This window comes from Novipirellula artificiosorum (assembly GCF_007860135.1).
Taxonomy (GTDB): Bacteria; Planctomycetota; Planctomycetia; order Pirellulales; family Pirellulaceae; genus Novipirellula_A; species Novipirellula_A artificiosorum.
Window position 1 is genome coordinate 203,277 of record NZ_SJPV01000011.1, and the last position, 16,589, is coordinate 219,865.

Below are 16,589 nucleotides of genomic sequence, written 5' to 3' on the forward strand. Positions count from 1 at the left end.
TTCATTCCTTCTCCGATTTTTCGGCGGCGCCGACCGACAGCAAAAATTCGGCATCGGCCAAGAGGGGATCCTCCCAGCGTAAACGCAACACCCCCTGTTTTTGAAGATGGCTAATGGCGAAATCGTGTTTTCCGCGAATTCCTTCCTCTGCCCTTTGAACTCGCCGGCGGCCTTGAGAGTAGGACAGGACCAGCATCGAGAAAATTGCGGTGGGAAGCAAGGACAAGAGCAGACTGGTCAACATCATCGCCAAGTCAGGGCGTGGGAAGCTCTCGAGATCCCCCTGCAAATTCCGCAGCGTCATGAAGCTGGCGTCGAAGTAGCCTCGGTAAAGCGCGACCACGGGGCCTGCCATCAACCCCCAGAACACCATGGTACCGATCAAGGCGAACAGGAAAGCGGTGAACCGCGAAATCGACACGCGTTCGACCTCCTCGTCAAAAATCCGCTGCGACATCTCCTGCAGCGAATCGATCCCGCCTAAGTAGGCGACCTGAGTCCGCGAATCGTCGTCGAGCGTGGGTGTCGCGGACGCCGAAGGGGAGCCCTGTTTGCGTAAATCTGCCAACTCGCTACGAAAACGTGAAGCGAGCGGGCCGAGTCGATCCGAAACGGCTGCGGCGCTGCGTTGACGAAGGCCCTCGCGAATATCTTGTTCGGCACCTTGTTGAGCGGTCAAATTCTTGGTGCTGGTCCAGACCGCGCCGATCAATGACGGCAGGGAACCCGACAGTGAGATCATCACTCGGTCCCATGCTCCATGAGTCAGATTCAATAACCCCAACTGGGATCGATAGGGAAACCAAATGGCGGACGTTTCCGCCAGCAGTGCAAGCCGCAGCCTCGCTCGTACCGCCGCGCGCAACGGGCCACCACCGCCGACGAGTGTCTCGGCGACCTGCGTCGGGATTTCCCTCGCTTCACGGTTAATCCGTCGTACCGCCGAGGTTAACCCAGGCAACTGGTCACTCATCACGCCATGGAGTGCGTTTCGGAAGCGAGCGTCGAGTGCTGACAAACGAGCGCTGCGGCGCCGGTCGCCTTCCCATAATTGACCGAGTTCCGTTTCCAATCGTGATCCGATCTCTTCCGCAGCCGCGGCTGCAACCTTGGATTCGCTGCGCCCTTCGATTTCAAAGTCTTCGATCACGATCGGTCGGGCGATCATGCTGGTGGGCGCCAATTCTCGCATCCGTCGCGAAAAAGCTTCCATGTCGGCGTCAAGCAAATCGTCGTGGTCTCGAACGGCGTTGACGAGCGGGATGACCACGCTGCCCTCACTTGCTTCGGCCAACATGCCAACCGATTGGCTGCGAAGTTGATCACGGCGCACGACCAGCAGGATGGCGGACGCGAGCGATATCGCTCGAGCCGCAACGGCCGCGATCTTTTGACGATCGTCGGTCGCTCCCGGCGCATCGACCATCATGTAGGGCATCCCGATCGGTTGCATGTGCTTCGCGTCGCAATGCAAGTACAGTTCGAATCGCGAATCCAAATCGGCGGGTGGACTCGGGCCGATCCAGACCAATTTCTCGGTGGCTTCGTCCACGTTGTTACCGCTGCGAATCGATGCTGCGACAGGCGATTGGCGTACCATTTGACGCACCAACCACGACTTGCCTTGTCCGGTCGCACCGACAATCGCCACCACGGTTGCACCCCGGTTGCGATCCTCCAAGATCATGCGTCTCGCTTCGGCGTGTTCATCGCAAAGCTCGAGTACCTCACGCCCCGCCGGGCTGTCGGCCAGCACATGGCTTGCACTCTGTCGAACGCGGCGCAGGAAATGATCCCCCGGTTGATGGGTCCATCGGTCTTCTCCGGTTGAGTCGATGGAATCCAGAGGGACATGATTGGATTTAGGTTGCACGAGCAGAACCTTCACTACGAGGCAGACGCTGCTTCAATTCTTCTCGAAACTCGTCTCGTATACGATACACTGCCAAGGTTGGCCCGACCGCCTCTCGACGAACAATCTGAGAAAGCGGCAGGGTCACGTTCGACTGGCTGACTTTGATGGTGACGGGTTCTTCCAGTCGGTTGACACCCAGCGAATCACTCAGTGCTGCATGAAAGTCGGCCAATTGTTGCTTGGCCGCTTGTTGGCCCACGTTTCGGGTGTTCGCACCACCGGCCCAGAGTGCGGATAACGTGGTCAAGCCGAGGGCGGCAAACAGTTCGGGAATCGATGCGGATGCAAGCACCATGGTTCCACCAAAGTCGATCGGTATCATCAACACACCGCCAAATGCTGCCAACATGGCCGCCAGCGGCGTCAATCCCGCAGCCAATTTCTTGTGCATGGGAACCTCGGCCCACATCTGGCGAACGGCTTCATCGAGCCTTCGTGGGTCGAGGCTGGTGAAGTCGTCTCGTCCAAACCGCGAGATCGCTGCTTCGGATGCTTCCGTCAACCGTTTGATATCCGGATCGACTTCGTCGCCAAACCAATGGGGTAACGAACTGGTGCCACCGAACCGATCGATCGCGACGTTCAAACGTTCCGGTGTCATCAATCCACCGTACTCGCCACGACGGAATTTATCCTTGATCTCCGTTGCCGTTCGTTGTGCGAGCGCCGACGGAGTCAGTTGGCGAATGAAATCTCCTGCACCGCCAAGTATCCGCCGCATCCTCGCATTCATCCGTACTCCCCAACGAGCGTACCAGGGCGCCGTGATTGCAAACGACTCGGAAAGCTGGCGGACGATGCGTTCGGATTGGTGCAATCTTAACTCGATCACTTCGCCACCGACCTGGCGATGCGCAAAGAATTCGAGCGCTGCCTGCATCAAGCAATGTTGAGCCTTCGTCGTCGCCGCGATCGACTTGTCCGCATCTTGATCGATCAGGGTCAGCCCACGGTTCCAAATCACCGCGCGCAGACTCGATTGCAAGGCAATTCGGAATTTCTCAAACAGTTGTGCTCGATCTAGCCGACTCGGTAGCGCTTGTAGCAAGCGTTCCTTGGGAATGGCCGCTGGCGGATTGTTGTCGGGATTCGATGTCACGGAAAAGAACACCGGTAACAGTTCCGCATCTGGGTCGATTGCGACTGATGGGGTGGATTCATCGACGGTCGGAATAAACGGACGGCTTGCGGGGACGTCAAAGTCGTAGGCTGCATAGATCGTTTCAATGCCGTACGTTTTGCTTAGCGACGAGAACGTTTCGTACACTTGATCCGGTGTTTGCCGAGGGCGAACCTTGTTGACCGCTAACATCCTCGGGACTCCCGGCATCAGATCCGATGCAATTCGCAGTAAATCACCAAGGGTTGCATCGCGAGACGATTCAGCGGATGTGACGATCAAAAAAGCGGAACAGAGCGCCGCGGCTCGTCCCAACAACTCACGTCGGATCTCAGGGGATCCCAGACCGAACGCTTCGTCCGAAACGATGTCAGGGCAATCCAACAACCCAACTCCCGCTTCGTCCAAACCCGAATCGGTAGCGATCAGAGGGACGCCGAGTGAATCCGCATTGCCACCTTGATTGTTGTATTGGCGATGAGCGTCACGCGGGTCCTCCGCCAACATCTCGGGGGGATTGCCGATAGCGTCGCCAATGCGGCTGAGCAGCAGTCCCCAAAGCTCGGCGTCCTGTTGCCATTGTTTGGGGAGCCATAACACGAAGCGATGTGTGCCTTGATCATTACTAGGCCCGCGAAGTGTTCGCGTTCGTCCGGCTTCGCTCAGGTAGGTCGCCACCAAGCTCGTTTTGCCACTATTGAGCATTCCTGCAACCGCGACGACAGGCCAATTGACCAATTGTGATGCGGAATGCACTTGTCGGCCGCAGGCAAGGATGTCGTGGACCACCGAGGCGTCGACCCGCCGAACCGATGCCAAGTAGCTCTCGCGCGACTCGGCGGGGAAGCTGCACTGTGCCGCGGCCCGTCGGTCGTCGTCTTCAAGTAACGACAGCAAGCCCGGCCAGTCGATCGGCTGTTCTTCGATTTTGCGTCGTTTACCAAACATGAAAAGTACTAAGAACGTGTCTTGAAAAGCGGCACGACCTCCCTACGAAGGGAGAACCGGTTCGATAGGCTTGGTGAGGGTCGGTCCGTCAAAAACATTTTGCCACCAACGCATCGCGTCCGCATTGGACCAATGGTCGTGGTCTCGACAATGTCGAAGTGTATCAGCGAGGTCGGCCATCGACATAGGGCGCTCCGCCGCATCTTTTCGCAAGCAGCTCATCAGCACGTTCTGTAGATCCTCTGGCAAGTCCGCTCCTGTTCGCTCGGACGGCCGCAGGGGGGCCTCGTTGAGCTGTTTCAGACAAATGTCGACCGACGGTCCGCTGTCGTACATGGGGAGCCCCGTCAGTAGTGCGTAGCCAACCGCGCCGACCGAATACAGATCACTGCGTGCATCGGCCGAGGATGCATCGCGAACCGACTCGGGCGACATGTACATCGGCGTGCCGGTGATTGAATCCGTTTGCGTCAATTCCGTCGTTTCACGTGAGATCTCTTTAACCAGTCCAAAATCGAGTACCTTCACCATGTCGTAGATCCCCGCCTGGGCCGTCAGGAAGACATTCGATGGTTTGATATCGCGATGGACGATCCCGTGATGATGGGCCTCGGACAACGAGCCGCAAATCTGCAACAGGATTGCAATCACCCGATCTGCCGGTTGCCGACCATAATCATCGATCAGTTCTTGCAGCGTGATGCCGTGCAAAAACTCCATCACATAGTAAAACGTTCCTTCATCGCTGCGGCCGTAGTCGTAGATCGCGATCGTGTTGGGATGTCGCAATTGGGCGGTTAATTGGACTTCGCGGGCGAACCGCGATGCGGTGGTCGATGTCCATTTGTCCCCTTCGAGTACTTTGATCGCGACCTGGCGACGAAGCAATTCATGCGAGCCTGAATAAACGGTTCCCATCGCTCCATGACCAATCCGTTGATTCAGTTGGTACCTGCCGAGTTGGCGGCTTTCAAGCTTTGGTCCCAACCGCTTTGTCAACCAGGGAGTCAGCATCACCGAGCCGATCAGCCCGGCGGTGGTCGCAACCCACAACCCGATGGCCACCCATAGGGTCCAACGCAACCAACGCAGCGGCGCATAGACGTCGGCAACCTCCATTTCCGTTGCCACACCGAGTGCTTGCTCGGGTAACCATCGCCAAGCGCCGATCACTTGGATGCCGCGAAAGTCACGGTATCCCGACACATTTTCGCCCGTTGCCCCCCGTGTCGCTTGGTCCGCCATCTCGGTCAGAGGCCAATCGGAAACCTTGTCCGTGATTCGCCCACCGCGTGTCAAATCCGCACCGGGGTCTCGTAGTTGAACACTCAGAATGCTGGTCGACGACGGTTCCTCGCCAATCAGTCCGATGCGTCGGAGCTCTGGTTGGTGTCGAGAGGGGCTAAGCATCACAGCTTGCCGGTCAAATGCATAAGTGGAGCAAGCCGTGTCCTCATTCACCGTAGGCATGACTTGGCGGAACTCGTCGTGAGGGTCTACCAGCCATGCTAAACTGCCCAGGACCCGAGCTTCCTCGGTGATCGGAACCAGAACCGCGATCACGGGAGCCTTTGCTTGAGAGAGCCGACCCGAACGCGTTAAGGCGACGGGGCAACGAAATGGCCGCGTTACAGAGGGCTTTCGCTGTATGATCTTCTCAAATGCATCGGTTGGCAACGGAAGATTGACGGAATCGAGTGAACCAAGATCACTGTGGAGCACGCGTCCATCGATATTGAGCAGCGCCCAGCAGACGCATTGATCGTCGATCGGGTGCATCGCCATCGATGCCACCAGGGACTCCACGTCCGTCGCTTCCTCCTCAGCGACCGGTGATGACACTTGCGGCTGCTGACGATTGAGAATCGCAACCGCTGTCCGTTGAACGTCCGGTTGCGTTGCAACGGCCAACGCCTCGACCAGGCGTTGATTTTGCCAATGTTGCATCGAATCAATACTCGACTGCAATCGGACGCGAAGCGATCGGCGTGTCATTTGTTGCATCGAGTGGCGAACAGCGACATCGAGACAGCCAAGCAAGAGGGTCGCAATTCCAGAGAGCAGGATAAGAGAGATCAGCACGGACTGCCAAGAGCGACCGAACGCCCCATGAATAGCAGTGCGGAATTGGGACAACGGGCGGTGGGACAAGGGAAGCATTGTGAAATGGAGTGGTGAAGGAAGAACGACTACCTGAATTCTAGCATTTCGCAGTGGGGATCGCATCGCGGCTAAGTCACGGCCTCTGGGTAGGTGAGGTCAAGGCGAATTGGCGCAGAGACGTGGGATCGGTTACGCTTTTTTGAGCTGACCCGATCGCAATACCGGAGAACCTCACTTTGAAACTGCCCGAACCGCTCGACCTGATCGCAGTCGGAGCTCACCCTGACGATGTCGAAATCGCCTGTGGCGGAACCCTCGCGAAGCTATCGAGGAAAGGATATCGCGTTGGCATCATCGATCTGACCGATGGGGAACCGACCCCCAATTCCCCGGGGCCGGACGTTCGGCTGCGGGAGGCGGAAGCGGCAGCTCGGGTCTTGGGGGTTCAAAAACGAATCCAGCTTGATCTGCCCAACCGGCGACTGTTTGATTCGTTTGAAACTCGCGTCGCTTTAGCCAAAGAGTTTCGTCGGTACCGTCCGAAGTTGGTGATTGGTTTTGGAGAGAAGACTCCGATGGCGTCCCCTGACCATTGGCAGGCGATGCAAATCACCGACGCAGCCGTGTTTTACAGCCGATTGACCAAATGGGATGAGTACTTTCCCGGATTGCCCGTGCATCCGATTCGGAGGCAGCTGTATTACCGATTGGCGGTCGATCCGGACACGATTGATGGCAACCCTTACCACCAAATCGTTGACATCAGCGATACCCTTGAGGCGAAAATCGAATCCATCTGCTGCTACAAGACGCAGTTCGAGCACAAACCGAATCTTGTCACTCGCGTGCGAGCCGCAGCAACCGTGACGGGAGCCGCGGCGGGCGTTGTTGCTGGCGAATCGTTTGCGGCTGCCAAACCTTTTGCCGTCGATGACCTGATGATCACCCTTGCGATCGGTCATGAGGGAGTCAATCAGGGCGTTGCCGAGGTCGGACCGGCCCGGTGAGTCGACGCGTGACGACTATCCCGCTTGTCGTTTGTCTTCGGCGGAATTCAATTTGTTGTAGAGTGTCTTCAAACTGACGCCGAGTTCCTCCGCTGCGGCGGGTTTGTTGCCATCGTGACGGGCGAGGGCTCGTTCAATGGCCAGCATTTCGAGATCGCGCAGTGGCATCGGCTCGGATTCACGTAGCTCTTTGCGAAGTTGGCGCTTGCCGAAATGCCGAGGCAGGTTCTCGGTGCCGATCGGAAAGGAATCGCAGAGAATGGCAGCGTGTTCGATCACGTTGGCTAACTCGCGAACGTTTCCAGGCCAGAGGTGCGATTTCAGTTCTGCGATTGCCTCGGCAGTAAACAGCTGATCGTCGCAGCCGTCGGTGCGGTGCCGACGGAGCAGGTGCATGGCCAAAGGAATGATGTCGTCGATTCGCTCGCGTAACGGGGGGACGTCGATTTCGAAGGCGTTGATTCGGAACATCAAATCTTCGCGGAAGGTCCCTTCTTCGACCATCCTTTCGAGGTCACGGTGAGTTGCACAAATGACACGAACGTTGACATGGACGGTTTGATTGTCACCGAGTCGTCGGATATCTCCGGTTTCGAGAACACGCAGCAGTTTCGCCTGCATCGCTAACGGCAACTCGCCGATTTCATCTAAGAAGATCGTCCCCCCATCTGCGACTTCGAACAGTCCGACTCGTGCCGCATCGGCTCCTGTGAACGCCCCTTTGCAATGTCCGAACAGCTCGCTCTCGATCAGATTTTCGGGCAGGGCGCCACAATTGATGGCGACGAGTGGCTCGTCAGCTCGGAGGCTCGAATCGTGAACGGCTCGAGCGACCAGTTCCTTGCCGCATCCGGTTTCACCACGAATCAACACGGTGCTTTCGGTTGGCGCCACTTTGGCAATCAGCACACGAACGGACTGCATCGCCGCGGCCTTACCGACCATCTTGTTGTCACCTTCGGCCCGGGCGAGTCGATGCTGTAACGCCGCAAGTTGACGTTTGGTTTGGCGGCGTTCGGCCACTCGGCCAAGCAGTCCCGCGATGTCGGCCAAACGGCACGGTTTCGTCAAGTATTCGAAGGCTTGATAGTGGACCGCAGCGATCGCCGTTTCGGTTGTTGGTTTGCCCGTCATGATCACGACCTCGATCTCAGGCCGCAGTTCGCGTGCCTTGGCGATCACTTCAATGCCGTTAAGTCCCGGCATATTCAGATCGACTAGTAAACAATCGAACGGATCTTTTTCGAGAGCCGCAACGGCGGTCAAGCCGTCGGGGCAAACCGTAACCTCGTACCCCATTCGAGGCAACTCGGATCGCATTAGCTCTTGCAGGTTCTTTTCATCGTCTGCAAACAGGATACGCATCTTTTGGCGTTTAGGCTGCTTTGATTGACTCATGGTTCCATCCCATTGAATGACGATTGCTCGTCGATTGATCTTCGTTTTCTGAAACCGCCGGCAGCAACAGCTGCATCCGCGATCCACATCCTTCGCCATCACTCTGTGGAATCAAGGATCCACCGTGCTGCGAAACAATACGGTAGGTAATGCTGAGTCCCAATCCCGTTCCGGTGCCATCGCGACGCCGGGTAAAGAAGGGTTCAAAGAGGTGCTTCAGAACGTCGGCCGACATGCCGCATCCGTTGTCCATCACGGTTACCTTGGCGCCGTCGTTGTCACCGTCGACATGAACGTCTACGGCGCCATCGGTCGAGACGCTCTCGAGCGCGTTGGTGATAAGATTCAAAATAACTTGGCGGATTTCTTGAGGGTTCACGTGCGCGAAGACCGGACCGGAGGCATGAGTTCGCAAGGACTTGCAGCGGAATTTTCCCACCTTGCTGACCATCGATACGATTTCTTCGACCAACTCGGTCAAATTGGTGGAAGAACGTCTCACTTCACCGAGTCGGCTGAAGTCGAGCAATCGTTCCGTGATCCCCTTGCAGCGGAAGGCCTCTTCTTGGATGCGTCTCAAATTACTTCGTGTCGTGGTCAGCAATTCGTCATCGAGTGCGATCGATTCGCCACCAAAGCAAACCGCTTCTTCGATACGCGATTCAAGCGACTCGGCGCTCCAGGCAATGGTTGCCAAGGGGTTGTTGATTTCATGGGCAACGCCAGCGGCCAAAAATCCAACGCTGGCGAGTTGTTCGTTTTGAATGACTTCTCGCGTGCGTTGTTGCACCTGGCGATCCAAATCGGAACAAACCGCATTGAGCTTGGCGTAGGTGTTTTGAAACCGCTTGGTCATCCCGTTCATCGCAACCGCCAATTCACTCAGTTCGTCGTCGGTGCCTAAGTCAATGATGTGATTCGTTTGCCCTTTGGCGACCAAACGCGATCCATCGAGCAGGGTTTGAAAAGGTTTGACCACCAAGGAATGAAACGACCAGACCAGCAAGGCAACCATGATGAGCGAGACGATCGCGCTGAACCAGGCAATCCCGATCCATGCTCGGTACTGGCCGCCGACGTTGCGACTAAAATCGGTCATTCTGCCTTCGATGAGTTGCAAATGAGCCTGGGTCAATCGGTGGATCAAGCTCAATCGTTCGAGCATTTCTTCGCTGCGGGAGTAATCGAATGCATCAGGGTTGCGTCGAAACGAATCGAGGTCATTGACAGCTGTTTCGATCGCGGCGAGGCTGCGGCGATGATCGCTCGAGCCGATCAGCGGGTCTGAATGCGTTTCGATTTCCGAAACCGCATGTTGGTACATCTGAAGATGCCTCTTCAGGGTATCGAGAGTCTCGTTGTATTGAGCTTGTTCATGTTCGATGAACCGGTTCGTAAGCAGCCCCGAGTCGATCATTCCGCCATGGTTGCGATATTGGGTGATCCGTGCGTTGCTCTCCTTGAGCGCATTGGCCAACCAATTCAATTCATTGGCATTTTTGATCTCGTAGGCAGCCTGGTTGACGGATTTCGCGAGCCGTTTGTACCGATAGAGCCCCCAAAAGCCGCTGAACGCTAGCAAAAGGACAATCGAGGTCAAAAGTCCTAGGGAGAGGAAAAGTTTGGTACGAATCTTTCGTCGACGCAGCATTGAAGCACCCTCCATGGCCTTGGTTGCGTGAAACATCCCGCTTAACGCATTTCCAAGCCTATCGAGAACGGAGCGAGGCGGCAAGACGAACCGCGGAGAATGTCAACGCGTTCAAAAATGCTCGGTGACCGGTAACACCAAGATTTTGCCGTCACCGATGCGTCCAGTGCGTGTGACGGAGACAATTTTTTCAAGGATTTCTTCGCAGCGGGAATCGTCCACCCACATCGTGATTTCCACTTTCGGAACAAAAGCTTGCGAATACTCGGTCTCTTGGTACTCGTCCAAGTAGCTCTTTTGGCGGCCGTAGCCTTTGACTTCCATGACGCTGAGGGCTTCCAGCGGCGCGCGGCGAAGGCTTGAGAGCACCTGCTCTGCTAAATGGGGGCGTACGGTCGTAATGATCTGTTTCACACCTGTTTCCCGATAATCCCATCGTCTTGGCCCACTCGATGGTCTCAGCCTACACCGCATCAACGGGTGCCATCAATCACGTCCCCCCTCTCTGGCACCCGGAATACCAGAAAATCAATCCCCGCGGGAGCGAAGAACCATGAATACTTCTTCTCTGCAGCAAATTGATTCTATAATGAAGCGGCAGGACAATCACTTGATCTAGGCTTTCCAACAGGAGATGCGTGTGGAGAACACGACGAGATATCGGTGCGCATTTCCGCGGTGTCGTTCCACGGCATTGCCCGCAAACGCGAACGGATGGGCGCCGCTGGTCGGGGTGGCGTTTTGCATCACCGCGTTCTCGGTTTGCTGCTCGAGCGCTTCGGCTCAGCAAGCGACGGAATCGGCCGATTCGCAAGCGAACAGGGTCAAAGTGGGCTACATGGTTGAAGTCCCAGATCCATTGTCGGCGGATGGCGTTTCCAATATTTTGGCGCAATTGAATCGGTTGGCGCAATCGGCAGACGATGGTTCTCGAGTCACGGTGGTTCTTCGTTACGACAACGCGAATGAATCGGGCGGCGGCACGACCTTTGAAGACGCATTGCGGTTGGCGCGGGCGATGACTCAGCCCGAACTGCGCCGCGTTCGTGTGGTGTCATGGGTACGTACTGAGGTGTCGGGGCACCGAGTGTTGCCGATATTGGCGTCCGATTTGTTGATCGTTTCGCCTGCGGCCGTGATCGCGGACGCGACGAAAGACGAGACGGCCGCGGATGAGACGATTCGGGTCAGCTACCAATCCATTGCCGCCCGACGCGGGTTGTTTCCTGCGGAGGTGGTCACGGCTTTGGTGGATCCAGCGGTGGAGTTGGCGAAAGTCACCCAAGGCGATGGCAGTGAAGTGTTTGCCTCTGGCCAAGAACTTGCCAGACTTCGTGCCGCGGGCCAGGTCGCTGGTGAGTCGATTCTTGCTGCGGAGAATGCTCCGTTGCGCATGAATGCATCGCAGCTGCGCTCATCCCGCATTGCTGCGGGGATGGTTGCCTCTGACGAAGCGGCATCCGAATTATTGGACTTGGCAGCGATCAACCCGGTTGACAACAAAGTACTCGTCGGCGAACCAGTGGGGGTGGTTCTTGAGCTGGTCGGTTCGATTACGGACAGCCGCTCACGCCGCTGGCAAAGTAACTTGGCGGCAACGCTCGAATCAAACGAGGTCAACACATGGGTGATCGCCATCGATTCGCCTGGTGGTAATTTGAATCAAAGCGCAACGTTGGCCGGTTGGTTCGCCCAGCCAGACCCTCCGTTGCACACGGTGGCTGGGTTTGTTCAAGGTGAAGCACGAGGGGATGCGTCGTTGGTGGCCTTGGCGTGTCGGCCGCTGATGATGGGTCCAAACGCTCGCTTGGGAGGGCCGGGTGCGGAATCGATTACATCCGAGGACGTCATGCGTAACGATGAATTGATTGAACAAGTCGCACGATCCACCAAACGACCAGCCGCTTTAATTCGTGGGTTGCTTGATCCCGGTCTCCAAGTGTATCGCTACACCAACCGAAAAACGGGACGGGTTCGCTATGCGACCGAAGAAGATTTGAATTCCGACCCGCTGCTCGACGCGGAGTTTGCGGACGCCGATCGTGACCGTTGGGAACGAGGTGACCGGGTTGAATTGGCGGAGGGTTTAACTGCTGCCGAAGCGATTGCGTTGGGGCTGGCGGACGGTCAGGCGGCTTCGGTCGATGATGCCTCACGCAGAATCGGGTTGAGCGGCACGCCGCCACCGGTGACGGATCGCAGCGTGGTCCGTTGGGTGGAGCGATTGGGGCGGAGTCATGGGTTGGCCTTCCTGTTGCTGTTCATTGGATTTGCGGCATTGTCGACGGAAGCCAATGCGCCCGGGTTGGGGGTTCCCGGGTTCGTGGCGGTGGTTTGTTTTGCCCTCTATTTTTGGATTAAGTTCTTGGCCGGCACGGCGGAGTGGCTTGAATTGTTGGCCTTCGCGTTGGGGTTGATTTGCATCGCGATCGAGGTGTTTGTGATTCCTGGGTTCGGTATTTTTGGTGTCGGTGGCCTTGCGTTGACCGTCTTAGGGATTGTCTTGATGAGTCAGACGTTTGTGATCCCACGCAACGTCTACCAGGTGGAGGTGTTGACGCACAGTTTGTGGGCGGCATTGGGTGGGGTGATTGGCTTGATCGCCGGCTTCATTGTCATTCGTACGCTGATGCCACACATCCCCTTGCTGAGTGGTTTGGCGATGGAGCCAGCGGATCTCGTTGCGGTCAACGAGGCGGAGAAATTGGCGGACTTTACCCACCTGCTCGGCCAAACGGGAAGCACCACGACGCCGCTACGCCCCTCTGGGAAAGCGAGGTTCGGCGATTCGATTGTGCAGGTCATCAGTGATGGGACGTCGATTGCTTCGGGGGAAGCGGTCCGCGTGAGTGAGGTCCATGGAACGCGCGTCATCGTTGAGGCAATCGAAGGCTAATGCCGCTTTACTATGCTTACGGATTGTTGTGCCTCTTCTATTTCCTGCTGGTTCTCGAGTTCTTTGTCCCCAGCGGCGGGTTGGTGGGCGTTGCCGCCGTCGTCTCGGTGGTCGCTGCGATCGCGGTTGCGTTTGCTCATAGTGCTTCGGCAGGATTAACGTTGTTGCTGATTGTTGCCGCCACCACTCCGATGGTGTTTATCGGCGTCATACGCGTTTGGCCGCACACGCCGATTGGTCGCCGTATTTTGAATCGTCGGCCGGGTCAAGTCTCTGCTACGGGGACCCAGCGCCGCCTGCCTGACGGAACTCCCCTGGATCAGTTGGTTGGCCGCATCGGTGTGGCGAAAACCGATTTATTACCGAGTGGGTTGGTCTGTCTCGGGTCGCAGCGTCTTGATGCGGTCAGCATGGGGATGCCGATTGATGCGGGATCTCGCGTCAGGGTGACGAAGATCGAGGCTGGCAAGATTCATGTCCGTCCGGTCAGCGACGAAGAGGAAAGGGACGGTTCCGGAGTTGTGCCTCAGTCACCCCCGTCGCTCGAAAACCCACCAGAATCGTTTGATTTTGACTCGCTGACGCCCTGACCCTCTGGGTGAGTGTCGCTAAACAGTACGACCTCTCAGGAATAGGGGTAGACGGTTGTTTTGGAAGGAGGCCATGACTTTTCCTGGCAATCGGTCGGTCGCCAGCCCCCGTCCTGGCCCAAGCCGAAAAGGGAACCTGGATGACGCACGAGGTTGACATGCGCTTCGTGGATCGGGACATTAGAGGTGCCGGCGATCAAAAATGCTTCGCCACTGTTCGTCTCCTTGATGGAACCGCATCCGATGTTACACCTCGCTTTGATGGCTCAGCAGATACCGAAATCAGCGATGCCGCTTTTGATTGGCGCCTTGGTCGTCTTTGGATTCTTGTTGGTGTTGCTGTTCGTCTTCGCGAACTACTTTGGTTTGTGGATTCAATCGCAATTGACGGGTTCGAACGTTTCGATCTTCAACCTGCTCGGCATGACGTTCCGAAAAGTGAATGCGCGCACGATTGTGCGAAGCAAGATCATGGCAACGCAAGCGGGATTGGACGATCCGGAGATCAGCAGTGAGGCTTTGGAGGCTCACTATTTGGCCGGCGGCAATGTGCAGCAAGTCATTCGGGCCTTGGTTGCCGCTAAGAAAGCGAAGACGATTTCGTTGACGTTCCGTGAAGCAACGGCGATCGATCTTGCAGGTCGTGACGTGTTGGAGTCGGTGCAAACCAGTGTCTATCCCAAGGTGATCGATTGTCCCCCGCGAGGTTCGGTCAAACCATCGCTCGACGCCGTTGCAAAGGATGGGATTCAATTGAAGGTCAAGGCACGCGTGACGGTGCGAGCCAACTTGCAGCAGTTGATCGGTGGAGCGACCGAAGAAACGATTATTGCTCGCGTCGGTGAAGGGATCGTCAGTGCCATTGGTAGCGCGGCGGATCACAAGGCGGTCTTGGAGAACCCTGATGTCATCAGCAAGGCGGTTTTGGCGAAGCGGCTTGATTCGCAAACCGCTTTCGAAATCGTCTCGATTGATATTGCCGACATTGATGTCGGAGCGAACATTGGTGCTCGTTTGCAAGCAGATCAAGCGGAAGCAGACACGCAGGTCGCCCGCGCTCGTGCCGAAGGAAAGCGTGCCTCGGCCGTCGCGGAAGAACAAGAAATGCAAGCAAAGATTGAAGAAAGCCGAGCTTCCTTGGTGTTGGCCCAAGCCTCGGTCCCCGAGGCAATGGCGGAAGCGTTCCGCAGTGGCAATTTGCATATTCTTGACTACTACAAGTTGCAAAATGTGAGTGCGGATACGGAGATGCGGAAATCGATTGCTGGGAACAGCCGCGGTACCGTTGAAACAAACTACGACAAAACTTAGTCCAAAAGGGGGGCCGCCATGTCAGGCGACCTTGAAGATTTCCTGCGACGTGCGGCTCAGCGGCGGCAAAACAAGGCGGCGCAGCAGCCCCCAGAGGGCGCGGCTCAGCGGTCTGCGGCCCGACCCAAGCCCCAGTACAGCGATAGCCGAACCGAACGACGCCCGCGTCCACCGCTTGATGAAGACGTCGTGGTTGCCGAGGTGGTCGAGGATGTCGATGCTCAGTGGAGAGGTCGGGCTCAAAAGGTGGAACAGGCAAAGCGAGCGGCGAAACTCGCCCAAGCCGAGGCAGCGAAGGAGTTGTCGAAGCTGAAAAAGAAAAAATCGACGTCGCGGATTCCTCCGCTGGAACCGCTTGCCCCGGTTGGAACGGGACACGCGATTGAGGACCTGTTGAACATGTTGCATCGCCCCGGGGGGATCCAGCAGGCGGTGCTGTTACGCGAGATCCTCGAACGCCCCGAACACCGCTGGTAGGAGTGCGATCGGGGGATGGCCGTGGTGGTGGCCTGACGTCTCGGTGTTTAGAGCATTTCCATAAAACACGTAGGTCCGGTTCCCACCGGACTGCCTCGATTCGGCCGGTAGGAACCGGCCCTACATCCCATGTCAAATTTTGAAATGCTCTAGACGGATCGAAAAGTGGGCCGCGCGTTCTGACCCCTGCTTCCTCCTCCGTCTACCCCGCTGCTTACTCGCAGGATTAGGGCGAGTTCAGACGTTTCCGATAGGCAACCTCGAGCTTGTCTAAGAAGTCGACCACTTTTTCATGCACTTCCTCCATCGCGCTGACGACCAAGACGTTGTCGATTGATTCGGCCGAGCACGATCCACCGAGCGTGTCCCACGTATCGGGCGTGACCGTCTTTTTCAGGACGTCAACGACCTTGTCACCTTTGTCGGCTAGCCCAGCGGGAAAGACATACGTTCGGAGAATAAGATTGTTCTCGGCGGCCTCTTGGGTCGTGATCATAAGCACTTCGTTTTTAACCACGTAGGTCAGGTCCAATTCGCGCAAGGCAAGCTTTAAAAGGCTGCGCAGCGAAACGTTTCGAAGCGACAGGTTCACGGGGACGTCGGGCGTCAGTCCGATCTCCTCGAGCGCGCGGCGATCCAAGACGATCGGAACGTTGTGTTCGCGTGAGAGCCAAGCAGCCATTTCTTCCAACGGCATTTCAACCGCTACCAAGGACGCATTTGCAGCCAACGTTTGTCGGATCTGATTCTCCAAGTCCGTAGAGGGATGCTGGTTCGGTGGTGCGGGGCGATCCGGTGCCGCGAAAGGATCCGCAGGATGAGCGTTTGGTTGAGCAAACGGGTCGCTGCTCCTATTGCCCGGATGCGGAGTCGTCCCCGCGCCAAATGGATCGTCCGCCATATCCGGCGGGGCGGCACCAAACGGATCTTGTTGGGGAGCGGAGCCGAATGGATCCGAGGATTGAGCAAACGGGTCTGATTGTTGAGCGACGGCAAAGACAGCCAACCATGAAGCAATACCGACAAAATGAGCAAAACGTAAGATAGACATCGATTAATCCTTACCTAGAAGAGAAGAGCAGACCGGAAAGCTATCAGTAACCACTGCTCCCAAGGTCCCATACGGACGGGGCGAAAGCAAGCGAATCGCCCCCTGCGTTTAAGTGATCCTTA

12 protein-coding genes are annotated in these 16,589 nt (G+C 56.8%); 5 read left to right on the plus strand and 7 right to left on the minus strand.

Going from position 1 to position 16,589, the window contains the following annotated elements; translation table 11 throughout:
- Window position 1: 1 nt before the first annotated feature.
- The 3 genes from Poly41_RS25215 to Poly41_RS25225 are packed head-to-tail and all read right to left on the minus strand — an operon-like array spanning window position 2 to window position 5,978.
- A complete protein-coding gene (locus tag Poly41_RS25215) occupies window positions 2–1,873 on the minus strand; it encodes a hypothetical protein (protein ID WP_231615918.1) in 1,872 nt (623 codons plus the stop codon).
- Complete coding sequence (locus Poly41_RS25220) at window positions 1,863–3,983, minus strand: hypothetical protein (RefSeq protein ID WP_146530136.1); 2,121 nt, start codon at window positions 3,981–3,983, stop codon at window positions 1,863–1,865. The genes Poly41_RS25215 and Poly41_RS25220 overlap by 11 nt, the downstream gene beginning before the upstream one ends.
- 42 nt (window positions 3,984–4,025) lie before the next feature.
- The gene (locus Poly41_RS25225; protein ID WP_197231616.1) at window positions 4,026–5,978 is read right to left on the minus strand and encodes a serine/threonine-protein kinase; all 1,953 of its coding nucleotides are present in this window, start codon (window positions 5,976–5,978) and stop codon (window positions 4,026–4,028) included.
- A gap of 344 nt (window positions 5,979–6,322) precedes the next feature.
- Here Poly41_RS25225 and Poly41_RS25230 point away from each other — a divergent pair, with 344 nt between their 5' ends.
- Window positions 6,323–7,093 (plus strand): PIG-L family deacetylase, encoded by a 771-nt coding sequence (locus tag Poly41_RS25230; protein WP_146530140.1) that lies wholly within the window; start codon window positions 6,323–6,325, stop codon window positions 7,091–7,093.
- 15 nt (window positions 7,094–7,108) lie between these two features.
- Here Poly41_RS25230 and Poly41_RS25235 read toward each other — a convergent pair whose 3' ends face one another.
- The 3 genes from Poly41_RS25235 to Poly41_RS25245 all read right to left on the minus strand — a co-directional run bounded on the left by Poly41_RS25235 (window position 7,109) and on the right by Poly41_RS25245 (window position 10,556).
- Window positions 7,109–8,458, minus strand: coding sequence for a sigma-54-dependent transcriptional regulator (locus Poly41_RS25235; RefSeq protein WP_146530220.1), 1,350 nt, complete (start codon window positions 8,456–8,458; stop codon window positions 7,109–7,111).
- Between the two features lie 10 nt (window positions 8,459–8,468).
- A complete protein-coding gene (locus Poly41_RS25240; RefSeq protein WP_197231617.1) occupies window positions 8,469–10,142 on the minus strand; it encodes a sensor histidine kinase in 1,674 nt (557 codons plus the stop codon).
- Between the two features lie 111 nt (window positions 10,143–10,253).
- Window positions 10,254–10,556: a P-II family nitrogen regulator gene (locus Poly41_RS25245; protein ID WP_146530143.1), complete on the minus strand. Its 303-nt coding sequence runs from the start codon at window positions 10,554–10,556 to the stop codon at window positions 10,254–10,256.
- Between the two features lie 280 nt (window positions 10,557–10,836).
- Between Poly41_RS25245 and Poly41_RS25250 the strand changes: the two genes are divergently transcribed.
- The 4 genes from Poly41_RS25250 to Poly41_RS25265 all read left to right on the plus strand — a co-directional run bounded on the left by Poly41_RS25250 (window position 10,837) and on the right by Poly41_RS25265 (window position 15,416).
- Window positions 10,837–13,038, plus strand: a complete 2,202-nt coding sequence (locus Poly41_RS25250; protein WP_197231619.1) for an NfeD family protein — start codon at window positions 10,837–10,839, stop codon at window positions 13,036–13,038.
- The gene (locus Poly41_RS25255; RefSeq protein WP_146530146.1) at window positions 13,038–13,628 is read left to right on the plus strand and encodes an NfeD family protein; all 591 of its coding nucleotides are present in this window, start codon (window positions 13,038–13,040) and stop codon (window positions 13,626–13,628) included. Before Poly41_RS25250 ends, Poly41_RS25255 begins: the two co-directional genes overlap by 1 nt.
- Before the next feature lie 243 nt (window positions 13,629–13,871).
- The gene (gene floA / locus Poly41_RS25260) at window positions 13,872–14,939 is read left to right on the plus strand and encodes a flotillin-like protein FloA (protein WP_197231620.1); all 1,068 of its coding nucleotides are present in this window, start codon (window positions 13,872–13,874) and stop codon (window positions 14,937–14,939) included.
- 18 nt (window positions 14,940–14,957) lie between these two features.
- Window positions 14,958–15,416 (plus strand): hypothetical protein, encoded by a 459-nt coding sequence (locus Poly41_RS25265; protein ID WP_146530147.1) that lies wholly within the window; start codon window positions 14,958–14,960, stop codon window positions 15,414–15,416.
- A gap of 226 nt (window positions 15,417–15,642) precedes the next feature.
- Here the strand turns inward: Poly41_RS25265 and Poly41_RS25270 are convergent, their stop codons facing one another.
- Window positions 15,643–16,467 (minus strand): FecR family protein, encoded by an 825-nt coding sequence (locus Poly41_RS25270; RefSeq protein WP_146530148.1) that lies wholly within the window; start codon window positions 16,465–16,467, stop codon window positions 15,643–15,645.
- Window positions 16,468–16,589: the final 122 nt, after the last annotated feature.